Genomic DNA, 25,196 nt, shown 5'->3' on the forward strand with positions numbered 1-25,196 from the left:
CCAAAAGGTGGACGGGCGGCCCACTCGCTCAGGCGGCCTGTGCCTTGTTGTAGAGGTTCTGCGCGTCCGTGCCGAAGTACGGACCGAACATGTATCCCGGCAGGAAGGTGTAGCCGAAACTGTTCACCGACGCCTGGACGCCCGCCCCGGTCGCCTCACTGAAGTTGAGGAACCACGGACCGCCGCTCGAACCACCGGTCATATTGCAGTTCATCCCGTGGTCCTTGGTCAGCAGGAAGTCGGTGAACGTGCTCCCGCTGCAGTAGACCAGCTTCGTGCCGTCATACGGCGCCGCCGCCGGGTACCCGAAGGTGTACATCGACTGGTTGCGCGCCTGGTTGAAGGCGATCCCCTGCGCGCCGACCACGTCGGTCAGCCTCTGCCCGTTGAGCGGGTTGACCACGGCCGCGCCGACGTCGTAGTTCATGTCCTCGCTCGCTTCCCACTGCGGAGTGGTCAGCGTGCTCTTCGCGGTCCAGGTGCCGTAGGGCGTGTTGCCGTTGTTGTAGCCGGGGACGAAGGTCCAGTTGGTGTGCCACGCGCCCTGGTACTTCACACAGTGCCCGGCGGTGATGACGACGCTGCCGTTCGCGCTGGTGACCGCGTCACCGGAGCACGACGCGTTCCGCCCGCCCATGGTGAAGAACACGCGGCCCACCGTCTGCACGACCTTGCCCGCCCCGGTCCACGCGCCGCCGCCGTTGGGGATGCTCTGGATGATCGTGCTCTCCCCCTTCGCGACGTCCTTGAGCGAAAGGTCCGGAGCCTTGACCAGCTGTTCGATCGGGACCGCTGACCGCATTCGCTCGGGCGTCCAATAGGCCGCCACCGCCCGCGCCTCGGCCGCGGTATCCGCGCTCCGATGCTGGACCGGCGCGGCCTGCGCCGGGTTCGCGACCGCGGTCAGCGCTGTCACCGCCAGCCCCACGAGCGCCGCCAGGACCCCGGTCCGGGAAGCCGTCCTCTTCATGGCATACCACCTTTCGCTACCGGTGAATTGCCGTATGACCTGCACGACTTTCTGAACGTATTTGCCCGGCTACCGTGCGTACAAGCGGCCGTTCGGCCGCATCCGGGCGATCACCGTGCGACATTCGGCCCAGCAGGACGAACGCCGCGGTGAGAACGTGAATCCTCAGCCGCGGCGTTCGGAAAAATGCCTACTCGACCCGATGCCGATCCAGCAACCGGCTAGCCTTCCCTGTGGTGATATCCGTGAACGGCTTCGCCCGGCTTGGCGCGTACATCGTGGCTCCGGCCGCCTGGGCACTACTGGTACCGATCGCGGTCCTTCTCGGCGATACCAGTGGCCTGCAATGGCCTTTGCTTCTCACGCTCGCCGGATCGGCCCTCGTGACTCTGGCCGTGGGCTGGGTGCTCGAGCACGGATTCGGCTTCAGGATCTCGCCGTACACGTCGCCTGAATCCGCCGCGGTCACCGTGCTGACGTTCACCATCGGGCCGGTGATGCTCGTCGGCGGCCTGCTCGTGGCCTGGCTGTGCTGGGCGCGTGTCAGGCTGGGCGAAGACACCTTCGCCGGAGCCGCCGCCGGAGTCCTGACGGGGATGCTGGTCGGCGGCCTCGGCTGGATCGGTTTGATCGTCTTCTTGTTTTCCTGATCAAGCCGGGCAGTGCGAGTCCCCGCCGGGCAGGACGCCGTCCCGCAGGTACCGGACGACGGCGTCGTTACCGCAGGCGTTCTCCTTGGTGAAGACGCCGTGCCCGCCCGCGTCGACGGTGACGAACCTCGCCCGCGCGCCCAGCGCCGACCGCATTTCGCGCGCGCCGACAAGCGGTGAAGCCGGGTCACGGAGGTTCTGCACCAGCAGGATGTTCGACGGACCCCGGTCGTGGATCCGCACCGGCGGTTCGCGGCGCTCCACCGGCCAGAACGCGCAGGGCGTGATGTTCGCGGCGGCCGGGCCGAACATCGGATGCGTCACGCGGGCCCGTTCGACAGCCTTTTGGTAATAGCGCACGCTTTCCGGCCAGTCGGAGTCGTTGCACAGCACCTGGAGCTGCAGTGCCGCGTGGTTGTCGCCGTCAAGCGGACCACTCCGGGCCGCCACCGGGGCACCGGCCCAATCCTTTGCCAGCGCCGGGAAATTCGCGTCGTCGTAGAGGGCGCCCCAGGTCCCGCCGCGAAACCCGGAGCCACGTTTCCCGGCCAGTTCGAAGTATTTCGCGGTCACCTCGCCGGGTGTGCGCCCGAGGTGGTAGACGTCGTCACGCGCCGCCGCCCAGGCCGCGAAATCGGGGAAGCGATCGTCGAAGCCGTCCGCGAACCGTTGGTGCGCTTGGACATCCAGTCCGTTCGGCCCGAGGAGGCTGTCCAGCACGATCCGGTCCGTGCGCGCGGGGAACATCGACGCGTAGGCGGCGCCGAGATAACTCCCGTACGAGACGCCGTAGTACGAGATCTTCCGCTCCCCCAGTGCCTCCCGGATCCGGTCCAGGTCGCGCGCGGTGTTGGCGGTGGTCATCTGCGGCAGGAGATCCGCGGTCGCCGATTCGGCGCATTGCCTGGCCACCACACGCGATTTCGCCGCCTTCTCGGCGATGTCACGCGGGCCGTCCGCGTACGGGCCGACGAGGATGAAGCGCTGTTCCTCGGTCAGGTCGCAGGTCACCGGTGTGCTGTAGGTGGTCCCGCGCGGGTCGAACCCGATGACGTCGTAGCTGTCGAGCAGGCCGCTGTGTCCCTGCCGTTGCGCGAGTTGCGCGGGCATCGCCAGCCCGGGGCTCCCGGGACCGCCGGGATTCATCAGCAGCACACCTCGTCGCTTCGGCGAGGTGCTCGCCTTGCGGGAAAGGGTGAGTTCGATGGTTCGCCCGCCGGGGTCGGCGTAATCCAACGGCACCTTGAGTTTCGCGCATTCGAGCCCGGCGGTGGGCGATGGCGTCATCCCGTAATCAGGGCACGGAGACGTCCAGTGCACTGCCGGAGCCGCTTCGGCGGTCGCCGGGACCGCGGCCACGAGCGGGAGGAAGGCCAGTAAGGCCAGCGTTTTCTTCATGCCGGGATGGTCGCGTGCGCGGCGGCCCTACCGCGTCGTACCCGAGGCTGGTCCCGGCCCTCCACCTTGGGTGGGAGCCGGGACCGCCGTTCGTCAGACCACCGCGAGCGGCAACGCCGTCGGGTGCACCGGGGCAGGCAGGTTGGACGCGCCGGTGAGGTACGCGTCGACGGCGCTCGCCACCGACCGGCCCTCCGCGATCGCCCACACCACCAGGGAAGCGCCGCGATGCGCGTCCCCGCAGACGAACACGCCCGGCGAGGAGGTCTGCCAGTCCGAGCCGCACGAGAGCGTGCCGCGCTTCGTCAGCGACAACCCGAGCCCGTCCAGCAGCGGCATGTGCTCGACACCCTCGAACCCGATCGCGAGCAGCACCAGGTCGGCAGGCAGTTCCTCGACCTCGTCGTTGACCGGGGTCACCATGCGTTTGCCGGTCTCGGGGTCCTTGACCACGCGGACCTGCCGGAGCTCGACCGCGCGCACGTTGCCGTCGTCGTCGCCGATGAACCGGGTGACCGCGACGGCGAACTTGCGCTCGCCCGCCTCCTCGTGCGCCGGGTAGGTGCGCAGGATGTACGGCCAGGTCGGCCACGGCGAGCGTTCGTCGTCCCTTGTGGACGGTGGTGTCGGGTACTGGTCCAGCTGGGTCACCGAAAGCGCGCCCTGCCGGGTCGCGGTGCCGTACGAGTCGGCACCGGTGTCGCCACCGCCGATGATCACGACGTGCTTGCCTGCCGCGTCGACCGCCGACGGCCCGTCGCCTTCGACGTACTTGTTGGCCGGGACGAGATGTTCCATCGCCAGGTGGATCCCGGACAGCTCGCGCCCCGGCGTCGTGGTGTCGTCGCGGCCGCGCAGCGCGCCCACCGCGAGCACGACGGCGTCGTAGCCCGCCCGGAGTTCCTCGACGGTCAGGTCGACGCCGACCTCGCAGCCGGTGACGAACTTCGTGCCCTCCTTGCGGAGCTGTGCGAGCCGCCGGTCGAGGACCTTCTTCTCCATCTTGAACTCGGGGATGCCGTACCGCAGCAGGCCGCCGAGCCGGTCGTCCCGTTCGTAGACGGTCACCTCGTGCCCGGCGCGGGTCAGCTGCTGCGCGGCGGCGAGCCCGGCCGGACCGGAACCGACGACCGCGACCCGCTGGCCCGAGGAGACCTCCGAGATCTGCGGCTGCACGTAGCCCGCTTCCCACGACTGGTCGGCGATCGTCTGCTCGACGCGTTTGATCGCCACCGGGCCGCCGGACAGCGGCGAAACCGACAGGACACAGCCCGCCTCGCACGGCGCGGGGCACAGCTTCCCGGTGAACTCGGGGAAGTTGTTGGTGGCGTGGAGCCGATCGCTCGCCGCGGCCCAATCTCCGCGGCGCACCAGGTCGTTCCACTCCGGGATGAGGTTGCCCAGCGGGCAGCCGGAACCGCTGGAGTGACAGAACGGGATGCCGCAGTCCATGCACCGCGAAGCCTGCTTGCGCACGTTTTCGTTGCGCTCGCCGGGTTCCACGTCGGCGTACACCTCGCCCCAGGTGGCGAGACGTTCCTCTTTGGACTTCTTCTTCGGCTCTTCGCGTTCGTATTTCAGGAAACCCGTCGGATCAGCCACGAGCGGCCTCCATGATCGCTTCGTCGACGTCGCGGCCCGCGGCACGCGCCGCCTTCGCCGCGTCAAGGACACGCTGGTAGTCGCGGGGCATCACCTTGGTGAACGCCGCCGAGCGACGCGGCCAGTCGCCGAGCAGCGACGCGGCCACGGCCGAACGTGTGAGGTCATAGTGCTTCTGCACGGTCTTCTTGAGCCAGGCGAGGTCCTCGGACGTCGGGGTCAGGAGGTTCACCATCTCCTCGTTGACCCGGCCGCGGTCGAGGTCGAGCACGTAGGCCTCGCCGCCGGACATACCGGCCGCGAGGTTGCGCCCGGTCGGGCCGAGCACGACGGCCTGCCCGCCGGTCATGTATTCGAAGGCGTGGTCGCCGACGCCCTCGGCGACGACCACCGCGCCGGAGTTGCGCACGCAGAACCGTTCGCCGACCTGGCCGCGCAGGAACATCTCCCCGCTGGTGGCCCCGTAGGCGAGCGTGTTCCCGGCGATGGTCTGCCCCTCGGCGGCGAACTTCGCGTCCGGATGCGGGCGCACGATGATCCGGCCACCCGAAAGACCCTTGCCGACGTAGTCGTTCGCGTCGCCGACCATGTCGAGCGTGATGCCACGCGGCAGGAAAGCGCCGAGCGACTGCCCGGCGGAACCGGTCAGCAGCACGTGGATCGTGTCCTCGGGCAGGCCCTCACCACCGTAGCGGCGGGTGATCTCGGAACCGAGCAGTGTGCCGACGGTCCGGTTCACGTTCCGCACCGGCAGCTCCAGCCGCACCGGATGCGCGTCCTCCAGCGCCGCCTCGGCGAGCTGGATCAGTGTCCGGTCGAGTGCGTGGTCCAGGCCGTGGTCCTGCGTCCGCGTGCGCCGCTTCGCGCCGCCGTACGGGGTCTCGGCAGGCATCTCGAAGATCGGCGCGAGGTCGAGCCCGGAGGCCTTCCAGTGCTCGATCGCCTCGTCGGTGTCGAGCACCTCGGCATGACCGATCGCCTCGTCGAGGGTGCGGAAACCGAGTGCCGCCAACGTTTCCCGGACCTCTTCGGCGACGAACCGGAAGTAGTTGACGACGTGGTCGGCCTGTCCGGTGTACCGCTTGCGCAGCTCCGGGCTCTGCGTCGCGACGCCGACCGGGCAGGTGTCGAGGTGGCAGACGCGCATCATGACGCAGCCTTCGACGATCAGCGGCGCCGTCGCGAAGCCGTACTCCTCCGCACCGAGCAGCGCGGCGATGACGACGTCGCGGCCGGTCTTCATCGCGCCGTCGACCTGCACGGTGATCCGGTCACGCAAACCGTTGAGCAGCAACGTCTGCTGTGTCTCGGCGAGGCCGATCTCCCACGGCGTGCCCGCGTGCTTGAGCGAGTTCATCGGGGAGGCGCCGGTGCCGCCGTCGTGGCCGGAGATCAGCACGACGTCGGCGTGTGCCTTGGACACGCCCGCCGCGACCGTGCCGACACCGAGCGAGGACACCAGCTTCACGTGGATGCGGGCCTTCTCGTTGGCGTTCTTGAGGTCGTGGATCAGCTGGGCGAGATCCTCGATCGAGTAGATGTCGTGGTGCGGCGGCGGGGAGATGAGCCCGACGCCCGGTGTCGAGTGCCGCGTGCGGGCGATCCACGGGTAGACCTTGTTCGGCGGCAGCTGCCCGCCCTCGCCCGGCTTCGCGCCCTGAGCCATCTTGATCTGGATGTCGTCGGCGTTGACCAGGTACTCACTGGTGACGCCGAACCGGCCGCTCGCGACCTGTTTGATCGCGCTGCGCCGCTCCGGATCGTAGAGGCGCTCGGGGTCCTCCCCGCCCTCACCGGTGTTGGAGCGGCCGCCGATGCGGTTCATCGCGATGGCGAGGGTTTCGTGTGCCTCGGCCGAAATCGAGCCGTAGGACATCGCGCCGGTGTTGAAGCGCTTGAAGATCGCCTCGACGGGCTCGACCTCGTCCAGCGGGACGGGTTCGCGGGTACCCGCGCGGAAGGAGAACAGCCCGCGCAGCGCGCCGCCCTCGCGGTAGAGGCGGTGCACCTCGTCGGAGTACTTCCTGTACACCTCTTCCCGGCCGGTCTTCGTCGCGTGCTGCAACAGGAAGACGGTCTCCGGGGTGAACAGGTGCAGTTCGCCCTCACGGCGGTACGCGTACTCGCCGCCGGTCTCGAGTCCACGGTGGACCCGGTCGGTCGGGTTGTCCGGGTACGCGCGGCGATGGCGGACGGCGACCTCTTCGGCGAGCACGCTCAGGCCGACACCGCCGAGCTTCGACGACGTGCCGGTGAAGTACTCGTCGAGCAGGTCCTGCGCGAGGCCGAAGGATTCGAAGACCTGGGCCGCGGTGTAGGCGCCGACGGTCGAGATGCCCATCTTGGACATGATCTTCAGGACGCCCTTCACGAGCGCCTTGACGTAGTTGCGGATCGCCTTGGCGGGCTCGATCCCGGTGATGGCACCGGTCGAGATCATGTCCTCGATGGTCTCGAAGGCCAGGTACGGGTTCACCGCGGCGGCGCCGTAGCCGAGCAGCAGCGCGATGTGGTGGACCTCGCGGGCGTCCCCGGTCTCGACGACCAGCGCGACCCGGAGCCTTTCCTTGGTCCGCACCAGATGGTGGTGCACCGACGACACCAGCAGCAGCGACGGGATCGGCGCCATGCGGTGGTCGGAGTCGCGGTCGGACAGCACGAGCGTGCGCGCACCCGCCGCGATCGCCTCGGAGGCCTCGCGCCGGACCCGCTCGATCGCCGACGCCAGCGCGTCGGCCCCACCGTCCACTTCGTACAGTCCGGAAAGGACACTGCAGGCGAAGCCGGGCAGGTCGCCGTCGTCGTTGATGTGGATCAGCTTGGCGAGTTCGTCGTTGTCGATCACCGGATACGGCAGCTGCACGTGACGGCAGGAGGCCGGACCGGGGGCGAGCAGGTTCCGCTCCGGGCCCATGATCCGGCTCATCGAGGTGACGAGCTCTTCGCGGATCGCGTCCAGCGGCGGGTTGGTGACCTGGGCGAAGTTCTGCTTGAAGTAGTCGTAGAGCAGGCGGGAACGCTGGGACAGCACCGCGGGTGGGGTGTCGGAACCCATCGAACCGATCGGCTCAGCGGCCTTGACCGCCATCGGCGCGAGCAGGATCTTCAGCTCTTCTTCGGTGTAGCCGAAGGAAAGCTGGCGCCGCAGCACCGAATCGTGGCTCTGCACGATGTGATCGCGGTCCGGCAGGTCGGCGATCTGCAGGAGACCGGCGTGCAGCCAGCCCTCGTACGGGAGTTCTTTGGCCAGCTCCGACTTGACCTCTTCGTCGTCGACGATCCGGCCCGCCTCGGTGTCCACCAGGAACATGCGGCCGGGCTTGAGGCGGCCCTTGGCGACGACGTCCTCGGGTGCGACGTCGAGGACGCCCGCCTCACTGGCCAAAACGACGCGGTCGTCGGCGGTGCGCCACCAGCGGGCCGGGCGCAGGCCGTTGCGGTCGAGCACCGCGCCGACGAGCGTGCCGTCGGTGAAGGTGACACAGGCCGGGCCGTCCCACGGCTCCATCAGGCTGGCGTGGAACTGGTAGAACGCACGACGCTGTGCGTTCATCCCGGTGTGGTTCTCCCACGCCTCGGGGATCATCATCAGCACCGCGTGCGGCAGCGACCGCCCGCCGAGGTGCAGCAGCTCCAGCACCTCGTCGAAGGAGGCGGAGTCCGACGCGTCGGCCGAGCAAATCGGGTACAGCCGGGTGAGGTCGCCGGGGATGAGGTCCGATTCGAGCAGCGCCTCACGGGCGCGCATGCGGTTGCGGTTGCCGCGGATGGTGTTGATCTCGCCGTTGTGCGCGACGAACCGGAACGGGTGCGCCAGCGGCCACGACGGGAAGGTGTTGGTGGAGAACCGGGAGTGCACGAGCGCGATGGCGCTGGTGAGCCGGGTGTCGGTCAGATCGGTGAAGAAGAGCGGGAGCTGCGCGGGGGTCAGCATTCCCTTGTAGACGATCGTGCGCGAGGACAGCGACGGGAAGTAGGTGCCGCAGCCCGCGGTCACGCTCTCATTCTCGACGCGCTTGCGCAGGCAGAAGGCCAGCCGGTCCAGTTCGAGCCCGCTCGGACGCCGTCCGCCGGACTCGTGGGCCGCGACGAACAGCATCGCGAAATGCGGCATCACCGAACGCGCCGTCGGGCCGATGTCGGCGCGGTCGGCGTCGACCGGGACCTCACGCCAGCCGAGGACGTCGAGGCCCTCTTCGGTGGCGATCCGCTCGATCAGGGCGACGGCCTTGCCGCGCTCCTCGAGATCCGAGGGCAGGAAACCGATCCCGGTCGCGTAGGTCTGGTGACCGTCGGCGTCCGCCTCGGGCAGGGTGAAGCCCGTTTCCGCGCGCAGCAGCTCGTCAGGCAGCTGCAACAGGATGCCCGCGCCGTCACCACTGGTCGGTTCCGCGCCCGCGGCGCCCCGGTGGTCGAGGTTCGTCAGCGCGGACAGGCCGTCGGTGACGATGCCGTGCGAGCGGCGCCCGCGGACGTCGGCCACCATGGCCACACCGCAGGAATCCTGTTCGGTTTCGGGGTCGTAGAGACCCTGTTTGCCGGGAATGGCGGAGAAGATCATGAAGGGACCTCCTTCGTCGTCTGTGCTCAGCGACCGGACAGGCCGGCCGGGGGAATGCGCACGGGACGACGATGGCCCGTTCGTTGACGCGACTTTAACACCTAGGAAACACGTCGGCACCAATTCAGCGGGCCCGAAATCTCCCCGATGGGTAACAATCTGGATGACCGGAACGACACAGTTCCTGATGGGGTCGCGGTAGTTCGTACCGCTAAGTATATGTCTTGTTCCGGCATGTCAAGAGTCGTGGTGAGGCGACCCTAGTCACTCCGGGCGTTCTCCGCACTCTGGGGCCGCATTACTAGAACGTGTTACAGTTCCGCGCATGATCCTGGACCGTTTCCGGCTCACCGACCAGGTCGCCGTCGTCACCGGCGCCGGCCGAGGGATCGGCGCGGCGACGGCCGTCGCGCTCGCCGAGGCCGGCGCCGACGTGGTGATCTCGTCCCGCACCGAAAGCCAGCTCGACGACGTCGCGGCCCTGGTCGCCGCCACCGGCAGGCGAGCCCGCGTGGTGCCCGCCGACCTGAGCGACCCGGCGGCCGCCGCCGAGCTGGCGGCGATCGCGACCGCGGAATTCGGGCGGCTGGACCTGGTGGTCAACAACGTCGGCGGGACCTATCCCCGCCCGCTGCTGGAAACCACCACCGATTTTCTCGAAGAAGCCTTCCGCTTCAACGTTTCCACCGCGCACGCGCTGACCACGGCGGCGGCACCCGCGCTACTGGAGACCGGCGGTTCGGTCGTCAACATCTCGTCGGTCATGGGTCGCGTGAGCGGCCGGGGCTTCGCCGCGTACGGGACGGCGAAGGCCGCGCTGGCGCACTACACCCGGCTCGCCGCGGCAGACCTCGCGCCGAAGGTGCGGGTGAACGCGATCTCGGTCGGCTCCGTGGCGACCTCCGCGCTCGAAGTGGTGGTGGGCAACGACGAACTGCGCGGCCGGATGGAGGCCGCCACTCCCCTGCGCCGGATCGGCGAGGCCGAGGACATCGCGGCCACGGTCGTGTTCCTGGCGTCGCGGGCGGGCCGGTACGTCACCGGCAAGATCCTCGAAGTCGACGGTGGACTGCAGGCCCCGAACCTGGAACTGGGCCTGCCCGATCTGTAGGAGACAACGCATGCGCGTGGTCCAGTGGAGTACCGGGAACGTCGGCCGCCACGCGCTGGCCGGGATCGACGCCCGTCCCGATCTCGAACTCGCCGGGGTCTGGGTTTCGAGCGAGGCCAAAGCGGGGGTGGACGCCGGGGAACTGGCCGGGCTCGGGCGCCCGCTCGGGGTCTCCGCGACGACCGACGCGGACGCGCTCATCGCGCTGAAGCCGGACTGTGTCGTCTACACGGCGATGGCGGACGACAGGCTCGTGGAGGCCGTCGAGGATCTGAAGCGCTTCCTGCGCGCCGGGATCAACGTGGTGTCGAGCAGCCCGGTCTTCCTCCAGTACCCCGAAGGTGTCGTCCCGCCGGAGATGATCGAACCGATCCGCGAGGCGGCCCGCGAAGGCGGCGCGTCGCTGTGGGTCAACGGCGTCGACCCCGGTTTCGCCAACGACTGGCTGCCGCTGGTGCTCACCAGCGTGTGCGAACGGATCGACGAGGTCCGCTGCCTGGAGATCCTCGACTACTCCACGTACGACAACGGCAAGGTCCTGTTCGACATCATGGGCTTCGGCCGCGAGATGGACGACCTGCCGCTGTTGTTGCAGCCCGGTGTCCTGTCGCTGGCCTGGGGAAGCGTCGTGCGGCAGCTCGCGGCGGGACTGGACGTCGAGCTCGACACCGTCGAGGAGGTCTACGAACGGCTACCCGCGCCTGAGACGTTCGAGATCGCCTCGGGGACGATCAAGGAGGGCACGGCGGCGGCGCTGCGGTTCGAGGTGCGCGGCATGCGTGGCGGGCGGGCGGTGTGCGTGCTGGAGCACGTCACACGGCTGCGACCCGACCTCGGCCCGGACTGGCCGCAGCCGACCGGGCAAGGTTGCTACCGGGTGCAGGTGACCGGTGAGCCCGAGTACGTGCTGGACCTGCGGCTGCTCGGCACCGACGGCGACCACAACACTGCCGGGCTGAAGGCGACCGCGATGCGGCTGGTCAACGCGATCCCGGCGGTGGTGGCGGCTCCGCCGGGGCTGCTGACCGCGCTGGACCTGCCGTTGGTGACGGGACGGGGACTGGTCGCTCCCTGAGGTCTGGTGCGCTTGGCGGTCTGGCGCGTTACGCGTTTAGTCGACTGGTTGCGAGGTAGCGCCGGGTCGCGGCCCGGGGGGCTGAAGGGGCCCTTCACCGCATCGCATGCGGAGGAAGCGCCCTTCACCGCGTGAGATGAGGGGAAAGGGCCCTTCAGCCCGCCGGGCCGCGACCCGTAGTCGCCCGCTCCTGCGAAACCCCAGGACGAACCAGTGCCATGAAAGGTCCTTTCCTTGCAAATTTTGCAAGGAAAGGACCTTTCATGGCACGCGCGAAGGGTGCAGCGGGCTACTTCTCGGCCTCCGGTTTCGGGTCCTCGGTCGCCTTGTCGGCGGCGGAGTCACGCACGGTGTCCGGGGCCGCCGCGACGTCCGCGTGCGCCTCGCCCTCGGGCCCCGAAGCGGCCACAGAAGCGCCCTCGCCGTCGGAGGCGCCCTCGCCGTCGGAGGCGCCCTCCCGCGGCACGTCCTTGCTCCACAGCGTTTCCGGAGCCTCCCGCGGCCCCCGCTTGGCCGCCAGCACGAAGTACGCGATGGCGGCGGCGAACAGCAGGATCGAGGTCCACACGTTGACCCGCAGGCCGAGGATGTGGTTCGCGCTGTCGGTCCGCATCAGCTCGATCCAGAACCGGCCCGCGGTGTACCCGGCGACGTAGAGCGCGAACGCGCGGCCGTGGCCGAGGCGGAACTTCTTGTCCGCCCAGATGACCAGCAGCGCCACCCCGACGTTCCAGAGCAGCTCGTAGAGGAACGTCGGGTGCACGGGGCTGTCCGGCAGTGGGACGTGCCCGATCGCGACGCCGTTCAGGAAGTCGTCCGGGTTGGTCGGGTTGTAGCGCTGGTAGATCTCCAGGCCCCACGGCAGGTCCGTGTGCGCGCCGTAGAGCTCCTGGTTGAAGTAGTTGCCGACCCGGCCGACGGCCTGCGCCAGCACGATCCCCGGCGCGAGCGCGTCGGCCATCGCGGGCAGCGGGATGCCCCGGCGACGGCAGGCGATCAGCGCGCCGACCGCGCCCAGCGCGATGGCGCCCCAGATGCCGAGCCCGCCGTCCCAGATCTTCAGCGCGTTCAGCGGGTTCTTGCCCGGGCCGAAGTACAGCTGGTTGTCGGTGATGACGTGGTACAACCGCCCACCGACCAGGCCGAACGGCACCGCGAAGACGGCGACGTCGATGACGGTGCCCTTCGTACCGCCCCGGGCGATCCATCGCCGCTCGCCCAGCCAGATCGCCGCGATGATGCCGGCGATGATGCACAGCGCGTATGCCCGGATCGGGATCGGCCCGATATGCCAGACGCCCTGGTCGGGACTGGGGATGGTCGCGAGGAACGCTGCCGAGGCGGTATTCACGTCGGCCACCGTAGCGCCTCCGCCGCGTCTTGGGGGCGTCAGCCCTCGACGGCGGCCAGATAGCCCGCGATCAGCGCGGACGCGACCTGCCCGACGGCGGTGTCCGGCGGCAGGAACACCTCGTCGTGCAGGCTCGGCGCGCCGGCCGTGTCACCGAGGCCGACGAACATCATCAGCCCGCGCGTCAGCCCGCAGTAGTGCGCGAAATCGTCGGCGCCGAAGGACCGGAAGTCGGTGTCGACCCCCGACCCGGCCCGGACGAGCCGCCGGTGCGCACGCTGGGTGAGCCCGGCGTCGTTGTGCAGCACGGGTTCGCACGGGTTGATCTCCAGTTCCGCGCGGCAGCCGTGCGCCTTCGCGGTGCCGTGGACGACCTCGGCGAGGCCCTCGAGCGCGAGGTCGCGGTCCTCGGCGCGCATCAGCCGCAACGAGCCCGAGAGGCGGGCCTCGTTCGGCACGACGTTCGCCGTCCTCCCCGCTTCGATCCGGCCCACCGAGCAGACCGCGCCGAACACCGGGTCGACCCGGCGGCTCGCGAGCTGCTGCAGGCTCACCACGATCTGGCTGAGCGCGAGGATCGGATCCCGCAGCAGATGCGGGTAGCCGGCGTGCCCGCCCTGGCCGCGGACGGTCACTTCGAACTCGTCGGTGGAGGCGTTGACCGGCCCCGGCACCGCCGAGACCACACCCGCCGCGAGCCGGGGCTGGACGTGCGCGCCGATCACCGTGTCGACGCCGTATTCGTGGAGCACGCCGGATTCGACGATGTCCAGCGCGCCGGACGGCGAGGTCTCCTCACGCGGCTGCAGGAGCGCGACGAGCGGCCGCGGCACCCCCACGACCGCCGCGGCGCGGCAGGCTGCGACGAGCGCGGCCATGTGCACGTCGTGCCCGCACGCGTGCATCAGCGACGTCTCCGAAGCCCACGGGGCGCCGGTGCGCTCGACGACGGGCAACGCGTCCAGTTCGGTGCGGAGTGCCACGGCCGGTCCCGCACCGGTGCCGGGGAACAGCACGGCGCGGCCGGTTTTGGCGACCCGGACCCCCTCGTCCCCGCCCAGCGCCTCGACGAGGACCCTGGTGGTGTCCTCTTCGTCCCCCGAAGCGCGGGGATCGGCGTGCACCCGGTGCCGCAGCTCGATCGCGGACGGCAGCTCCGCCTCGACGGCGGCCTCCCACCGGTCCTGCAGTTCGTCCAGTTCCGTCATGTCCCCTCCAGCCCGTACACCCGCTCCGCGTTGCGGTGGCACACGAGCGCGGTGATCCGTCGTGCGTCCACTTCGGACAGTACGTCCGCGGTGAGCCCCGCGTACAGGAAATCCGACAGTCCTGCCCGGAACAGCGCGGTGCCGAGGTGGTACAGCTCGGCGAGCCCGAACGCGTCCGTGGAGAACAGCAGTTTCCCGAACGGCACGATCTCCATTGTCTCCGCGATGATCGCGGGCGCACGGTGACCGGCGTTGTGCGTCGCGAGTCCCACGTCGATGAACACGTGCTCGAAGACCTGCGCCAGATACGCGGCGTTCCGGTGGAAGGGGTAATTGTGCAGCAGCATGATCGGTACCCCGCGTGAGCGCGTCGCCCGCAACAGCCCGGTGAGCAGCAGCGGATCGCAGCGGTGCAGGTCCACGTCGGAGTCGCCGAAACCGACGTGGAACTGCACCGGCAGGGCCAGGTCGATCCCGGTCCAGACGAGGAACCGGTGCAGCACCTCGTCCGCGAGCCGGACCGGTTCACCGGCCTCGATCCGGGCGAGCCAGCGGCCCGCCGCGTCGGTGACCTCGATGTCCGTCGGCCGGTCCCCCGCCAGGTCCAGGCCGACCCGGTAGGCGGCGATGGACTTGAGCCCCACCGCCGTCGTGGCGCGTTTCGCCAGTTCCCCGGTGAAGGCCGCGGCGAATCCGGCCGCCGTCGTGGACTCGATGACCGCTTCGGCGACCCGTTCGAGCCGGACGATGTCGCGCGCGCGGGCGCCGGACAGCGCCGCGAACTGCTCGGTCGTGGTCAGCGTGTCCGGCAGGAAACCGCCGTCGAGCAGGAACTCCGTCGTGCCGGTGGCGCGCAGGAACCGCGCGTTGACCTCGGCGGCGCCCACTTCGGCGCGGCGGGCCAGATAGGCATCGGCCGGGACGTGCGGCGGCAGGCCGAGCACCGGCGCGCAGCGGGCGCGGACCGCGAGCCCGATCAGCGAGTCGAACAGGGTCGTGCCCAGTGAGGAGACGGTGTCGGCCTCGGTGAGCAGCTGTTCGAACTCGATCCGGCCGAGGTCTCCGGTGACGACGCCGTGGCAGTGGTGGTCCACCAGCCGCGTCTCGGCCACGAACGGCAGAATCCCAGGTCCCGGCATGACGCGTCCCTTCTCGTGATCGACGAGTGCGCCCCACCCTAGGGATGGAATCCGGCACCGCAAGGGTCACCGTCCACTTTGGACGAACAGGAGTGCGGTGTCCGTCCTACCTGACGACGCAGTCGACGCAGTGGTGCGGGAACGTCGGCACGAAGACCGGCGGCGCCAAGGCCGAGACGTGGGTGCATCTCTACCCGAGGCGAGACGCGCGTGAAGGCCCCCTTCCCTCGGCTGAGCCGAGGGAAGGGGGCCTTCACGCGCGATCAGATCAAGCGGGGGCGACGGTCTTCCGCACACCCGCGGCCAGTTCGGCCGAAAGCTCCCGAACGGCGTCCAGTCCGCTCGCCGCGGCTGTCACCAGGGCCGAGCCCACGATGACACCGTCGGCGAATCCGGCGACCTGCGCCGCCTGCTCGCCGGAACGGACGCCGAGCCCGACACCGATCGGCAGGTCCGTATGCGCGCGGGTCCGCGCGACCAGATCCTCGGCGTGCACGCCGACCTGGTCACGGGCACCGGTCACGCCCATCACCGCGGTGGCGTACACGAAACCCGAAGCCGCCTCGACGGTCTTCGCGATCCGCTCCTCCGAGGAGGACGGCGCGACCAGGAAGATCCGGTCCAGACCGTGCTGCTCGGAGGCGGACATCCACTCGTCGGCCTCGTCCGGGATCAGGTCCGGGGTGATCATCCCGAGCCCGCCCGCGGCGGCGAGATCCCGCGCGAAGCGGTCGACGCCGTAGCGGTGCACCGGGTTCCAGTACGTCATCACGACGGCCTTGCCGCCGCGCGACGACACCGACTCGACGACCTCGAACAGGTGCTTGAGCTTGAACCCGCTGGAGAGCGCGCTCACCGACGCGGCCTGGATGGTCGGGCCGTCCATCACCGGGTCGGAGTAGGGCACGCCCACCTCGACCAGGTCGGCGCCGCCGTCGATCACCGCGGCGAGCAGGTCCTTCGACCCGTCGACAGTCGGGAAGCCCGCCGGGAGGTACCCGATCAGCGCTCCGCGACCCTCCGCGCGCGTCGCCGCGAAGAGCTCTTTCAAGCCGCTCATGCGTTCTCCACCAGGCCGAAGTACTTCGCGGCGGTGTCCATGTCCTTGTCGCCACGACCGGACAGGTTCACGATGATCAGCCCCTCCGGGCCGAGTTCGCGCCCCAGCACCAGCGCACCGGCCAGCGCGTGCGCCGACTCGATCGCCGGGATGATGCCCTCGGTGCGGGAAAGCAGCTTGAACGCGTCCATCGCCTCGGCGTCGGTCACCGGCCGGTACTCGGCGCGGCCGGTGTCCTTGAGCCACGAGTGCTCCGGGCCGACGCCCGGGTAGTCGAGGCCCGCGGAGATCGAGTGCGACTCGACGGTCTGGCCGTCCTCGTCCTGCAGGAGGTACGTCATCGCGCCGTGCAGGTTGCCCGGGGTGCCCTTGGTCAGCGTGGCGCCGTGGCGGTTGCCCTCGATGCCTTCGCCGCCCGGCTCGAGGCCGACGAGGCGGACGTCCGGGTCGTCGATGAAACCGTGGAAGATGCCGATCGCGTTCGATCCGCCGCCGACGCAGGCCGCGACGGCGTCCGGCAGGCGTCCGGCCTGCTCCAGGATCTGGGCGCGGGCCTCCTCGCCGATGATCTTGTGGAAGTTCCGCACCATCATCGGGAACGGGTACGGGCCCGCCGCCGTGCCGAACAGGTAGTGCGTGGTGTCGGCGTTGGTGACCCAGTCACGGAGCGCTTCGTTGATCGCGTCCTTGAGCGTGCGCGAACCGGTCTTCACCGGGATCACCTCGGCGCCGAGCAGCTTCATGCGGGCGACGTTCAGCGCCTGCCGCTCGGTGTCGACCTCGCCCATGTAGACGATGCATTCCAGGTCCAGCAGCGCGCAGGCGGTCGCGGTGGCCACGCCGTGCTGCCCGGCCCCGGTCTCGGCGATGACCCGCTTCTTGCCCATCCGTTTGGTGAGCAGCGCCTGACCCAGCACGTTGTTGATCTTGTGCGAACCGGTGTGGTTCAGATCCTCGCGTTTGAGGAAGATCCGGGCGCCGCCCGCGTGCTCGCCGAAGCGCTTGGCCTCGGTGAGCAGCGACGGGCGACCGGCGTAGTCACGCAGCAGACGCCGGAACTCGTTGACGAAATCCGGGTCCGTGCGGGCCTTGTCGTACTCGGCCGCGACCTCGTCGACGACGCCGATCAGGGCCTCGGGCATGAACCGGCCGCCGTACGGGCCGTAGTAGCCCCGGCCGTCCGGGTCGTGCTTGCCGTGCGGTTCCTCGTGGTACTCAGTGGTCATCGAGAAGGCCTCGGGCAGGCTGGGTGCGAACCGGCGGTGACGAGCTTGACCAGCGCGCCCTTCGGGTCGCCGGACGCGACGAGCCCTTCGCCCACGAGGACGGCGTCGGCGCCGTGACCCGCGTAGGACATCAGGTCGCCGGGGCCGCGGACACCGGACTCGGCGATCTTGAAGACGTCCATCGGCAGGCCCGGGGCCAGCCGCGAGAAGACGTCCCTGTCGACCTCGAGGGTGTGCAGGTTGCGGGCGTTGACGCCGATCACCTTCGCGCCGGCTTCGAGAGCCTTGTCGGCCTCTTCGGCGTTGTGGATCTCGACCAGCGCCGTCATCCCGAGGGATTCGACCCGGTCCAGCAACGCGATCAGGGCGTTCTGCTCCAGTGCCGCCACGATCAGCAGGACCATGTCCGCGCCGTGCAGCCGGGCCTCGTGGACCTGGTACGGGCTGACGATGAAGTCCTTGCGCAGCACCGGGATGTCGACCGCCGCGCGGACCGCGTCGAGGTCGGCGAGCGAACCGCCGAACCGCCGCTGCTCGGTCAGCACGCTGATCACCCGGGCTCCGCCGTCGGCGTAGTCCTTCGCCAGCGCGGCCGGGTCCGGGATCTCGGCCAGATCACCCTTGGAGGGGCTGCGCCGCTTCACCTCGGCGATGACGCCGATGCCGGACTCTCGCAGGGCCGCGAGCACGTCACGTGGGGGCGCGACCTGGGTCGCGCGCTTCTTCAGTTCGTCGAACGGCAGAGCCGCCTCGCGCTCGGCGAGATCGGCGCGGACGCCGGCGACGATGTCTTCGAGCACGCTCACCGGCGGACCTCACCGGCTGTCGTACTCACGGATTCCTTCGCAAGGTCGCTCACAAAAACCTTCCCCTTCCCGCCGAAACGATGCTAACCCCCGCACGAATACGGCCTGGTTCCGGGTATGTCCGTTACTCCGAATGCCCACCGTGTCATCTTTGCCGGGAAAGATCTCCGAAACCCGCGAATTCCGCTGTCGTCACCGGGTCGCCGTGGGATCTTCGCCTTCGGACAGCGCCTCCCACAGTTCGGTCTCCGGATCCTTCGCGGCCCGCTTCTTCGCCCCTGGCGCCGAGTACTTCGCGCCGAGGCGCGGCATCCGGCCCGCGCCCTTGATGGCTGTCAACCCCCCGGCGGTCACGAGAATTCCCCCGAGGATCGCCAGTCCCCTGGCGCCCAGCATCTGGGCGACGGGCAGCCCGTCGGCGAACCCGGTGAACGCGCCACCGACCACACCGATCCATACGGCCGCGACGCCCGCGACCGCGAGTACCACGCCGAGCACCCGGCGTGGCCAGCCACCGGTGGCGATCAGCCCCGCCGTGCCGGCCAGCGCGAGCAGGGCGAGCGGAATCAGCGCAACCGCACGCTGTGACCCGGTTTCGGTGTACAGCACCGTGCCGCGCACGCCGCCGTCGCGGAACTCCGCGAACCACACCAGCCGCGAGGATCCCCACAGCGCGACCGCGCCCAGCAGCAGGCCCACCACGGCGATCCACAGTGGACGTTTGACCTGCTTCGCCCGAGGTGCTGCGCCTTCCGGGGCCTCAGACACGAGTGCGGTCACCCTCCGGGTCGAGTTCGTCCGCCGCGATCATCGTCTGCGCCGCCGCGACGGCGGACAGCACGGTGCGGGCCTTGTTGAGCGACTCGTTGTCCTCGTAGTCGGCCACCGAGTCGGCGACCACGCCGCCACCCGCCTGGACGTAGGCGACACCGTCCTTCATCAGGGCGGTGCGGATCGCGATCGCGGTGTCGGCGTCCCCGGCGAAGTCGAGGTAGCCCACGACGCCGCCGTAGAGCGCCCTGCGGGTCGGTTCCAGCTCTTCGATCAACTGCATCGCGCGGACCTTCGGCGCGCCCGAGAGCGTTCCGGCCGGGAAACAGGCGGCGACCGCGTCGAAGGCCGTCTTGTCGTCGAGGAGTTCGCCGGTGACCGTCGAGACGATGTGCATGACGTGGCTGTAGCGCTCGACGTCGAAGAAGTCGACGACACGCACGGTGCCGGGCTTGCAGACCTTGCCGAGGTCGTTGCGGCCGAGGTCGACGAGCATCAGGTGCTCGGCGCGTTCCTTCTCGTCCGCGAGCAGGTCCTTGGCCAGCTGCGCGTCCTCTTCCGGGTCGGCGCCGCGCCAGCGGGTGCCCGCGATCGGATGGGTGGTCGCGCGCCCGTCCCGGACGGTGACCAGCGACTCCGGGCTGGAGCCGACGATGTCGAAACCCTCCAGCCGCACCAGGTACATGTACGGGCTCGGGTTGGACGTGCGCAGCACTCGGTACACGTCGAGCGCGTCGGCCTCGGTCTCGATCTCGAACCGTTGCGACGGCACGATTTGGAACGCTTCGCCCGCCTTGATCGCCTCGACGGCCTTCTCGACGGCCGCGTGGAAGTCCGGCTTGGACCGGCGGCGCGTGAATTCGGGCGCGGGGCGGTCGAAGACGGCCGCCGTGGCCGGGGCGGCGACGTGCAGCTGCTTGGTCATCGCGTTGAGGCGCGCGACGGCGTCGTCGTACGCCGCGTCGACCCGCTCGGGCGAGTCGTCCCAGTTGACCGCGTTGGCGATCAGGGTGACCGTGCCCTCGTGGTGATCGAAGGCGGCGAGGTCGGTCGCCAGGAGCATGGTGAGCTCGGGGATGTCGAGGTCGCGCTCGGCGAGTTCGGGGAGCCGTTCGAGCCAGCGGACGGCGTCGTAGCCGATGTAGCCGACCATCCCGCCGGTGAGCGGCGGCATCCCGGGCAGCTGTTCGGTGTGGAGCGCGGCGACGGTCTCGCGCAGCACGGTGAGCGGGTCGCCCTCGGTGGGCAGGCCGACCGGCGGAGTGCCCGTCCAGACGGCTTGACCGTCACGCACGGTCAGCGCGGCGGGGCTGTCGACGCCGATGAACGACCACCGGCTCCAGGAAGCGCCGTTCTCCGCCGATTCGAAGAGGAACGTCCCCGGCCGGTCGGCGGCGAGCTTGCGGTAGACCCCGATGGGGGTCTCACCGTCGGCGAGCACGCGACGGACGACAGGGATGACGCGACGGCCCTCGGCGAGCGCGCGGAACTCGTCGCGCGAGGGGCTGACCGAGCCGAGCCCCGATGGGCTGGCATGTGCGGCGCTGACCATGTCGCCCATTGTGCTGCAACGGCGGGTGGCGCCGGGACCGGGGGCAAAATTCAAGTATTGTTGAATTTTGCGGCGGGTCCGTTCATGATGGCGCCATGGCTGCTGAAGACACTACCGTCCGGCGCCGGGGACGGCGGCCGGGCGGGCAGGACACCCGCACCGCGCTGATCGAGGCGGCGCGCGCCGTGTTCGGCGAGAGCGGCTTCGACGGCGCGACGGTGCGGGCGATCGCGACCCGCGCCGGGGTCGACGCGGCGATGGTCAACCACTGGTTCGGCAGCAAGGAAGGGCTGTTCGCCCAAGCCGTGCTGAAGCTGCCGTTCGACCCGCGCGACCTCCTCGCCGAACTGACCGACGGCCCCGACGACGAGTTCGGCGAGCGGATCGTGCGGACCTTCCTCACCCGATGGGACGGCGCGGGCGGCGACGTGTTCCAAGCCCTTGTGCGCAGCGTCGCCGGGCACGAACAGGCGGCGGCCGTGCTGCGCGGGTTCTTCCAGAACTTCTTCACGAAGGTCATCGGCGGACTGGGCTCGGACCGCGCCGAATTGCGGACCACGCTGTGCGCTTCCCAGCTCGTCGGGATGGGGCTGGTGCGGTACGTCGCGAAATTCGAACCCATGGCTTCGAGTGAGATCGAGCCGCTGGTGACCGCGATCGCGCCGACCGTGCAGCGGTACCTGACCGGCAAGATCGACTGAGCGGCGGTAAGTGCTGGGTCTCGTGAGTGGTACCGGGCTGACCGACGGAAGCCGGGCCGCACCCCAGCTTTCGAGTGGGGGTCGTGAGTGGCAAGGAGGGTTCTAACCCTATTCGCCACTCACGACCCCACGCGGAACCGCACATGGCGACATCAATCGAACACCGATTCTTCGGAAAGGTGTCCCTTGTGGACAGTCGCGCGACGCCCCCGCCTCAACGGGGAGCTCCTCGCCTGCAGCCAGTCATCACCACTCACGAGGTGGCTTGTTCGTGCGGCCGGAAACGTTCTGTCACCGCCCACGCCGGTACCGCGTAAGGCGCTTCACGCCAACGCCCGTGCGGGAACAGCACGACCATGTCCCGGCCTTCGCCGCCGACCCAGGCCCATCGTCCCGGCCGGTTCCGCAACGGGGTCGAGCCATGCGTCGAGGTCGAAGCGCGAAGGGTGATCCTGCTGCCGTCGCGGTATTCGACCTCGATCGTCGGCGTCTTGCGACCCGGACGGACCGGGTAGTCCGGCACAACCGTGACCGAAGCCGCCCGCCATCCGGTCGCCGCCACCGACCGGTGGCGCCTCCGCCACGCTCCGGCCGCGACGAGGGAGAACGGGACGGCGATCAGGGCCACGACCGCCGAGATCACCGAAACCCCCATCAAGAACTGACTCTCGTTGGGCTCCTCCACGGTCCGCATCCGATCCGGGGCCGAACGGTCGTACACCACCGTCACCGATTCTCCCGGCACGTAGTGACGATCAGTTCCGATGGACACTTCACCGGTATAGCGCTCGCCACCGACGACGTAATCGACCTCCATCGACCGAGCGCCCCAGCCTTCGCCCGGATCATGGTGACTCACCACCCAGCCTGCCACCTGCGCGCCCGTCGCCAGCAGTTCCTCGGACGAGCGCGCCACACCGAACATCCCGAGGAAGCCGCCCACGTGCACCGCGGCCCACCCGAGCGCGATGAGCAAAGCCCGCAACCTCAACGTCTTCAAGCGCGAGATCTCTCGTTCGAGGTCGACCCGGCCGTCGGCCGGAAGGTCCTCCTCGGGCGGCAGCCACTTCCCGGATCCCACCGGCATGACGGACCGGGCACCGTTCACCCTGGCACGCCAGGCGGCGAACGCCACCAACGCCGAAGCCACGACGATGATCGCGATGTCCGCCGCGAGTTCGTAGTCCTCCCACGGATAGTCCGGTAGCGCGACCGAATAGATCGTGCCTGCCGTCCAAATCAGGAAGATCAGTACGAAGAACAGGCCGAATACCTGGTACCCGACTTCCCTGCGCCGATGCGTACGTGCCTTCTTCCAGGCAGCGTCCCCCAGTGTCATGGGAGGAGAATACGTCCACTGGAGCCGCCTTGACCAGCGAAAACGTCACGCCCCGAGCACGGTGGGGCGGTCAATCCGTGTCCGGCTCGATCTCCTTGACGGGAACGGTGTGGAGCCTGTCCTTGAAGAACCGGCCCCGCGGGAAGATCACGATCATGTCCGTTTCCTCGCCGCCGATGAAGACGGGGACTTTCTCGAGTCCCTCGAAACGGGGAGCGATCCGCAACGACCGCCGCGTCTGGAGCAGCTTGTAGCCGCGCTCGAGGTAAACGTCGATCCGGGGATACAACCAGCCGGGCCGCACCGTCGCCATGGCCTCGCGCAGGCCGGTCTTCTCGGCGGACCGACGGCGGCCCCTCCAGAGCCAGGCGGCGTACAGACACGCCGGAATACCGTAGAGGGCCGCCAACGACAGCGGGACCAGCACCTCGAATCGGCGATCTACCGAGACTATTTGACACACAACGAAGTAAGCGATCCAGAACACCGCCAAAGCCGTCGCCCGTTGTTCGAAGAGCGACAGTTTTCCGATCAGCGGGAGGGCCACGTCGTCGTGTATCGCCGACGTGTCGGAGTCTTCGGTTCCCGAATCGGGCCGAGGCCGACCGGCGACGCGCGGACGCCGTCTCGGCCGGTCACGATCGGCCGATCTTCTTCCCGGTTTCATGCGCCGAGGTTAATCGGGAATCGCGGCTTTTCCGGACAACGAGTTCCATCTCGCTCCAGGGCAACCGGGTGCGCTCGGCGGGCGTGCAAGTGAGCAGGCGCCTCAGCCGGCGATCAGCACCGCGATCAGCGCCAGCGTGCCGGGGACCACCTGCACGAAGAAGATCTTCTTGCTCGCCGTCGCCGTCCCGTAGAGCCCGGCCACGATCACGCAGGCGAGACCGAAGATCTTGAACTGCCACGCCGTGCTCCCGGTCGCGATCAGTCCCCAGATCAGCGCGGCGGCCAGGAAACCGTTGTACAGCCCCTGATTCGCCGCCAGCGTCTTGGTCTCCTTCGCGAACTCCTCGGTGGTGCCGAACGAGGCGCGGGCGCGCGGGGACGTCCACAGGAACATCTCGAGTACGACGATGTACAGGTGGATCAGGGCGACGATGCCGACCAGCACGTTGGCGACGACGTTCACAGGTTCTACTCGCTCTCGTCGGCCAGCAGCAGCCGTTCGTCGGTGTCGAAACAGGTGTGCGTGCCGGTGTGACAGGCCGGGCCGGTCTGGTCGACGCGCAGCAGGACGGTATCGCCATCGCAGTCGATCCGCATCTCGCGCACGTGCTGGACGTGGCCGGAGGTCTCGCCCTTGACCCACAGTTCCTTACGGCTGCGCGAATAGTAGGTCCCGCGCCGCGTGGTGAGGGTGCGCTCCAGCGCCTCGTCGTTCATCCACGCCATCATCAGGACGTCCGATGTGGAGTGTTCGACGACCACGGCGGCGATCAGCCCGTCGGCGTTGCGTTTCAAGCGGTCCGAGAGGGCGGGATCAAGCGTCATTCGTGGCTCCGAGCAGGTACCGTTTCACCGGCATCGAGTTGAGCAGGACCGCGGCGTAGATGTACCCGGCGAACAGGATCCCGGAGACGATCTTCACCCAGAAGAGTTCCGCCGCCAGCATGGAAAGCGCGTGCAGCAACGCGAACAGGAAACTGACGCCGAAACCGGCGAACCGCGCCGACGCCATCCTCAGCACCAGTCCGGCCACGACGAGCCCGCCGAGGAGCAGCGCCGTGCCCGGCAGCAGGAACGTCCGCGCGGAGGAGTACGGCGCGAACATGAGGATCCCGGCCATCGCCACATACGCCAGGCCGAGTCCGAGCAGCAGCGCGCAGACGACCTTGACCTCGGTGGCGACCTTCCACTTGTTCGGGATCACCGGACCACGACTCCCCCGGCGCGCAACGCGCCCTTGACCTCGCCGATCTTCAACTGTCCGAAGTGGAACACGCTGGCGGCGAGCACCGCGTCCGCGCCCGCCTCGACGGCGGGGAGGAAGTGTTCGAGCGCGCCGGCGCCGCCGCTGGCGATCACCGGGACGCGGACCGCCTTCCGCACCTGGGTCAGCAGTTCGAGATCGAAGCCGTTCTTGGTGCCGTCGGCGTCCATCGAGTTGAGCAGGATCTCGCCGACGCCGAGCTCTTCGCCGCGCGCGGCCCATTCGACGGCGTCGATCCCGGTGCCGCGGCGACCGCCGTGCGTGGTCACCTCGAATCCGGACGGCGTCGGCTCGGTCCCCTCGGGAACACGGCGGGCGTCCACCGACAGGACGACACACTGCGCGCCGAACCGGCGGGACGCCTCACGCAGGAACTCCGGCCGCGCGATCGCCGCGGTGTTGATGCTCACCTTGTCCGCGCCCGTGCGCAGCAGCCGGTTGACGTCGTCGTTCGTGCGCACGCCGCCACCGACGGTGAGCGGGATGAACACCTGCTCGGCGGTCCGCCGGACGACGTCGAAGGTGGTCTCGCGGTCCCCGGAGGAGGCCGTGACATCGAGGAACGTGAGCTCGTCGGCGCCCTCGGCGTCGTACAGGCGGGCGAGCTCGACGGGGTCGCCGGCGTCGCGCAGGTCGGCGAAGTTGACGCCCTTCACCACTCGGCCCGCGTCGACGTCGAGACACGGGATGACCCTGACTGCGACAGACATGGGGACAAGCGTAGTCAAGGGCGTTCTAAGCTC

The 25,196-nt window shown here is 69.3% G+C and carries 22 protein-coding genes; 4 read left to right on the top strand and 18 right to left on the bottom strand.

The features are described 5' to 3' along the window. Positions 1-28: 28 nt before the first annotated feature. The gene (locus tag ACZ5ZX_RS30430; protein ID WP_465505418.1) at positions 29-970 is read right to left on the bottom strand and encodes a trypsin-like serine peptidase; all 942 of its coding nucleotides are present in this window, start codon (positions 968-970) and stop codon (positions 29-31) included. Positions 971-1,215: 245 nt separating this feature from the next. Here ACZ5ZX_RS30430 and ACZ5ZX_RS30435 point away from each other — a divergent pair, with 245 nt between their 5' ends. Beyond that, positions 1,216-1,620 carry a hypothetical protein gene (locus tag ACZ5ZX_RS30435; RefSeq protein ID WP_465505419.1) on the top strand — a complete coding sequence of 135 codons (405 nt, stop codon included), beginning with the start codon at positions 1,216-1,218 and terminating at the stop codon, positions 1,618-1,620. Here ACZ5ZX_RS30435 and ACZ5ZX_RS30440 read toward each other — a convergent pair whose 3' ends face one another. From ACZ5ZX_RS30440 to gltB, 3 genes are all read right to left on the bottom strand, one after another. Further along, on the bottom strand, positions 1,621-3,018 hold the full coding sequence (locus tag ACZ5ZX_RS30440) for an alpha/beta hydrolase (RefSeq protein ID WP_465505420.1): 1,398 nt from the start codon (positions 3,016-3,018) through the stop codon (positions 1,621-1,623). A gap of 93 nt (positions 3,019-3,111) precedes the next feature. Beyond that, positions 3,112-4,620: a glutamate synthase subunit beta gene (locus ACZ5ZX_RS30445; protein ID WP_465505421.1), complete on the bottom strand. Its 1,509-nt coding sequence runs from the start codon at positions 4,618-4,620 to the stop codon at positions 3,112-3,114. Then, entirely contained in the window at positions 4,613-9,181 is a 4,569-nt protein-coding gene (gene gltB, locus ACZ5ZX_RS30450) for a glutamate synthase large subunit (protein WP_465505422.1), read from the bottom strand. The genes ACZ5ZX_RS30445 and gltB overlap by 8 nt, the downstream gene beginning before the upstream one ends. Before the next feature lie 325 nt (positions 9,182-9,506). Between gltB and ACZ5ZX_RS30455 the strand changes: the two genes are divergently transcribed. Together ACZ5ZX_RS30455 and ACZ5ZX_RS30460 are read left to right on the top strand one after the other, a co-directional pair. After that, positions 9,507-10,292, top strand: coding sequence for an SDR family oxidoreductase (locus ACZ5ZX_RS30455; protein WP_465505423.1), 786 nt, complete (start codon positions 9,507-9,509; stop codon positions 10,290-10,292). Between the two features lie 10 nt (positions 10,293-10,302). Beyond that, positions 10,303-11,367: an NAD(P)H-dependent amine dehydrogenase family protein gene (locus ACZ5ZX_RS30460; RefSeq protein ID WP_465505424.1), complete on the top strand. Its 1,065-nt coding sequence runs from the start codon at positions 10,303-10,305 to the stop codon at positions 11,365-11,367. Positions 11,368-11,656: 289 nt separating this feature from the next. On the opposite strand, the gene lgt is transcribed toward ACZ5ZX_RS30460, so the two are convergent. From lgt to ACZ5ZX_RS30500, 8 genes are all read right to left on the bottom strand, one after another. Further along, on the bottom strand, positions 11,657-12,727 hold the full coding sequence (lgt, locus tag ACZ5ZX_RS30465; protein ID WP_465505425.1) for a prolipoprotein diacylglyceryl transferase: 1,071 nt from the start codon (positions 12,725-12,727) through the stop codon (positions 11,657-11,659). 29 nt (positions 12,728-12,756) lie between these two features. Then, positions 12,757-13,926 (bottom strand): M20 metallopeptidase family protein, encoded by a 1,170-nt coding sequence (locus ACZ5ZX_RS30470; RefSeq protein WP_465505426.1) that lies wholly within the window; start codon positions 13,924-13,926, stop codon positions 12,757-12,759. Next, complete coding sequence (locus ACZ5ZX_RS30475) at positions 13,923-15,065, bottom strand: amidohydrolase family protein (RefSeq protein ID WP_465505427.1); 1,143 nt, start codon at positions 15,063-15,065, stop codon at positions 13,923-13,925. Before ACZ5ZX_RS30475 ends, ACZ5ZX_RS30470 begins: the two co-directional genes overlap by 4 nt. Before the next feature lie 268 nt (positions 15,066-15,333). After that, complete coding sequence (gene trpA, locus ACZ5ZX_RS30480) at positions 15,334-16,125, bottom strand: tryptophan synthase subunit alpha (RefSeq protein WP_465505428.1); 792 nt, start codon at positions 16,123-16,125, stop codon at positions 15,334-15,336. Further along, positions 16,122-17,351 (bottom strand): tryptophan synthase subunit beta, encoded by a 1,230-nt coding sequence (gene trpB, locus ACZ5ZX_RS30485; RefSeq protein ID WP_465505429.1) that lies wholly within the window; start codon positions 17,349-17,351, stop codon positions 16,122-16,124. The genes trpA and trpB overlap by 4 nt, the downstream gene beginning before the upstream one ends. Beyond that, the gene (trpC, locus tag ACZ5ZX_RS30490; protein ID WP_005155232.1) at positions 17,348-18,157 is read right to left on the bottom strand and encodes an indole-3-glycerol phosphate synthase TrpC; all 810 of its coding nucleotides are present in this window, start codon (positions 18,155-18,157) and stop codon (positions 17,348-17,350) included. Before trpC ends, trpB begins: the two co-directional genes overlap by 4 nt. A 192-nt stretch (positions 18,158-18,349) precedes the next feature. After that, positions 18,350-18,925, bottom strand: a complete 576-nt coding sequence (locus ACZ5ZX_RS30495; RefSeq protein ID WP_465505430.1) for a Trp biosynthesis-associated membrane protein — start codon at positions 18,923-18,925, stop codon at positions 18,350-18,352. After that, entirely contained in the window at positions 18,918-20,480 is a 1,563-nt protein-coding gene (locus ACZ5ZX_RS30500; RefSeq protein WP_465505431.1) for an anthranilate synthase component I, read from the bottom strand. Before ACZ5ZX_RS30500 ends, ACZ5ZX_RS30495 begins: the two co-directional genes overlap by 8 nt. Positions 20,481-20,575: 95 nt before the next feature. On the opposite strand from ACZ5ZX_RS30500, the gene ACZ5ZX_RS30505 reads away from it, so the two are divergent. Continuing rightward, complete coding sequence (locus ACZ5ZX_RS30505; protein WP_465505432.1) at positions 20,576-21,181, top strand: TetR/AcrR family transcriptional regulator; 606 nt, start codon at positions 20,576-20,578, stop codon at positions 21,179-21,181. A 253-nt stretch (positions 21,182-21,434) separates the two neighbouring features. On the opposite strand, the gene ACZ5ZX_RS30510 is transcribed toward ACZ5ZX_RS30505, so the two are convergent. From ACZ5ZX_RS30510 to hisF, 6 genes are all read right to left on the bottom strand, one after another. Next, complete coding sequence (locus ACZ5ZX_RS30510; RefSeq protein WP_465505433.1) at positions 21,435-22,520, bottom strand: DUF3592 domain-containing protein; 1,086 nt, start codon at positions 22,518-22,520, stop codon at positions 21,435-21,437. A 70-nt stretch (positions 22,521-22,590) separates the two neighbouring features. Further along, positions 22,591-23,067: a hypothetical protein gene (locus ACZ5ZX_RS30515; protein WP_465505434.1), complete on the bottom strand. Its 477-nt coding sequence runs from the start codon at positions 23,065-23,067 to the stop codon at positions 22,591-22,593. 222 nt (positions 23,068-23,289) lie between these two features. Beyond that, a complete protein-coding gene (locus ACZ5ZX_RS30520) occupies positions 23,290-23,652 on the bottom strand; it encodes a DUF1304 domain-containing protein (protein ID WP_465505435.1) in 363 nt (120 codons plus the stop codon). Positions 23,653-23,657: 5 nt separating this feature from the next. Further along, the gene (gene hisI, locus ACZ5ZX_RS30525; protein ID WP_125689256.1) at positions 23,658-24,014 is read right to left on the bottom strand and encodes a phosphoribosyl-AMP cyclohydrolase; all 357 of its coding nucleotides are present in this window, start codon (positions 24,012-24,014) and stop codon (positions 23,658-23,660) included. Then, complete coding sequence (locus tag ACZ5ZX_RS30530) at positions 24,004-24,393, bottom strand: hypothetical protein (protein WP_465505436.1); 390 nt, start codon at positions 24,391-24,393, stop codon at positions 24,004-24,006. The genes hisI and ACZ5ZX_RS30530 overlap by 11 nt, the downstream gene beginning before the upstream one ends. Continuing rightward, positions 24,390-25,163: an imidazole glycerol phosphate synthase subunit HisF gene (hisF, locus tag ACZ5ZX_RS30535; protein ID WP_364023979.1), complete on the bottom strand. Its 774-nt coding sequence runs from the start codon at positions 25,161-25,163 to the stop codon at positions 24,390-24,392. The genes ACZ5ZX_RS30530 and hisF overlap by 4 nt, the downstream gene beginning before the upstream one ends. Positions 25,164-25,196 lie beyond the last annotated feature (33 nt).

It is taken from the genome of Amycolatopsis sp. NPDC033938, from assembly GCF_055575975.1.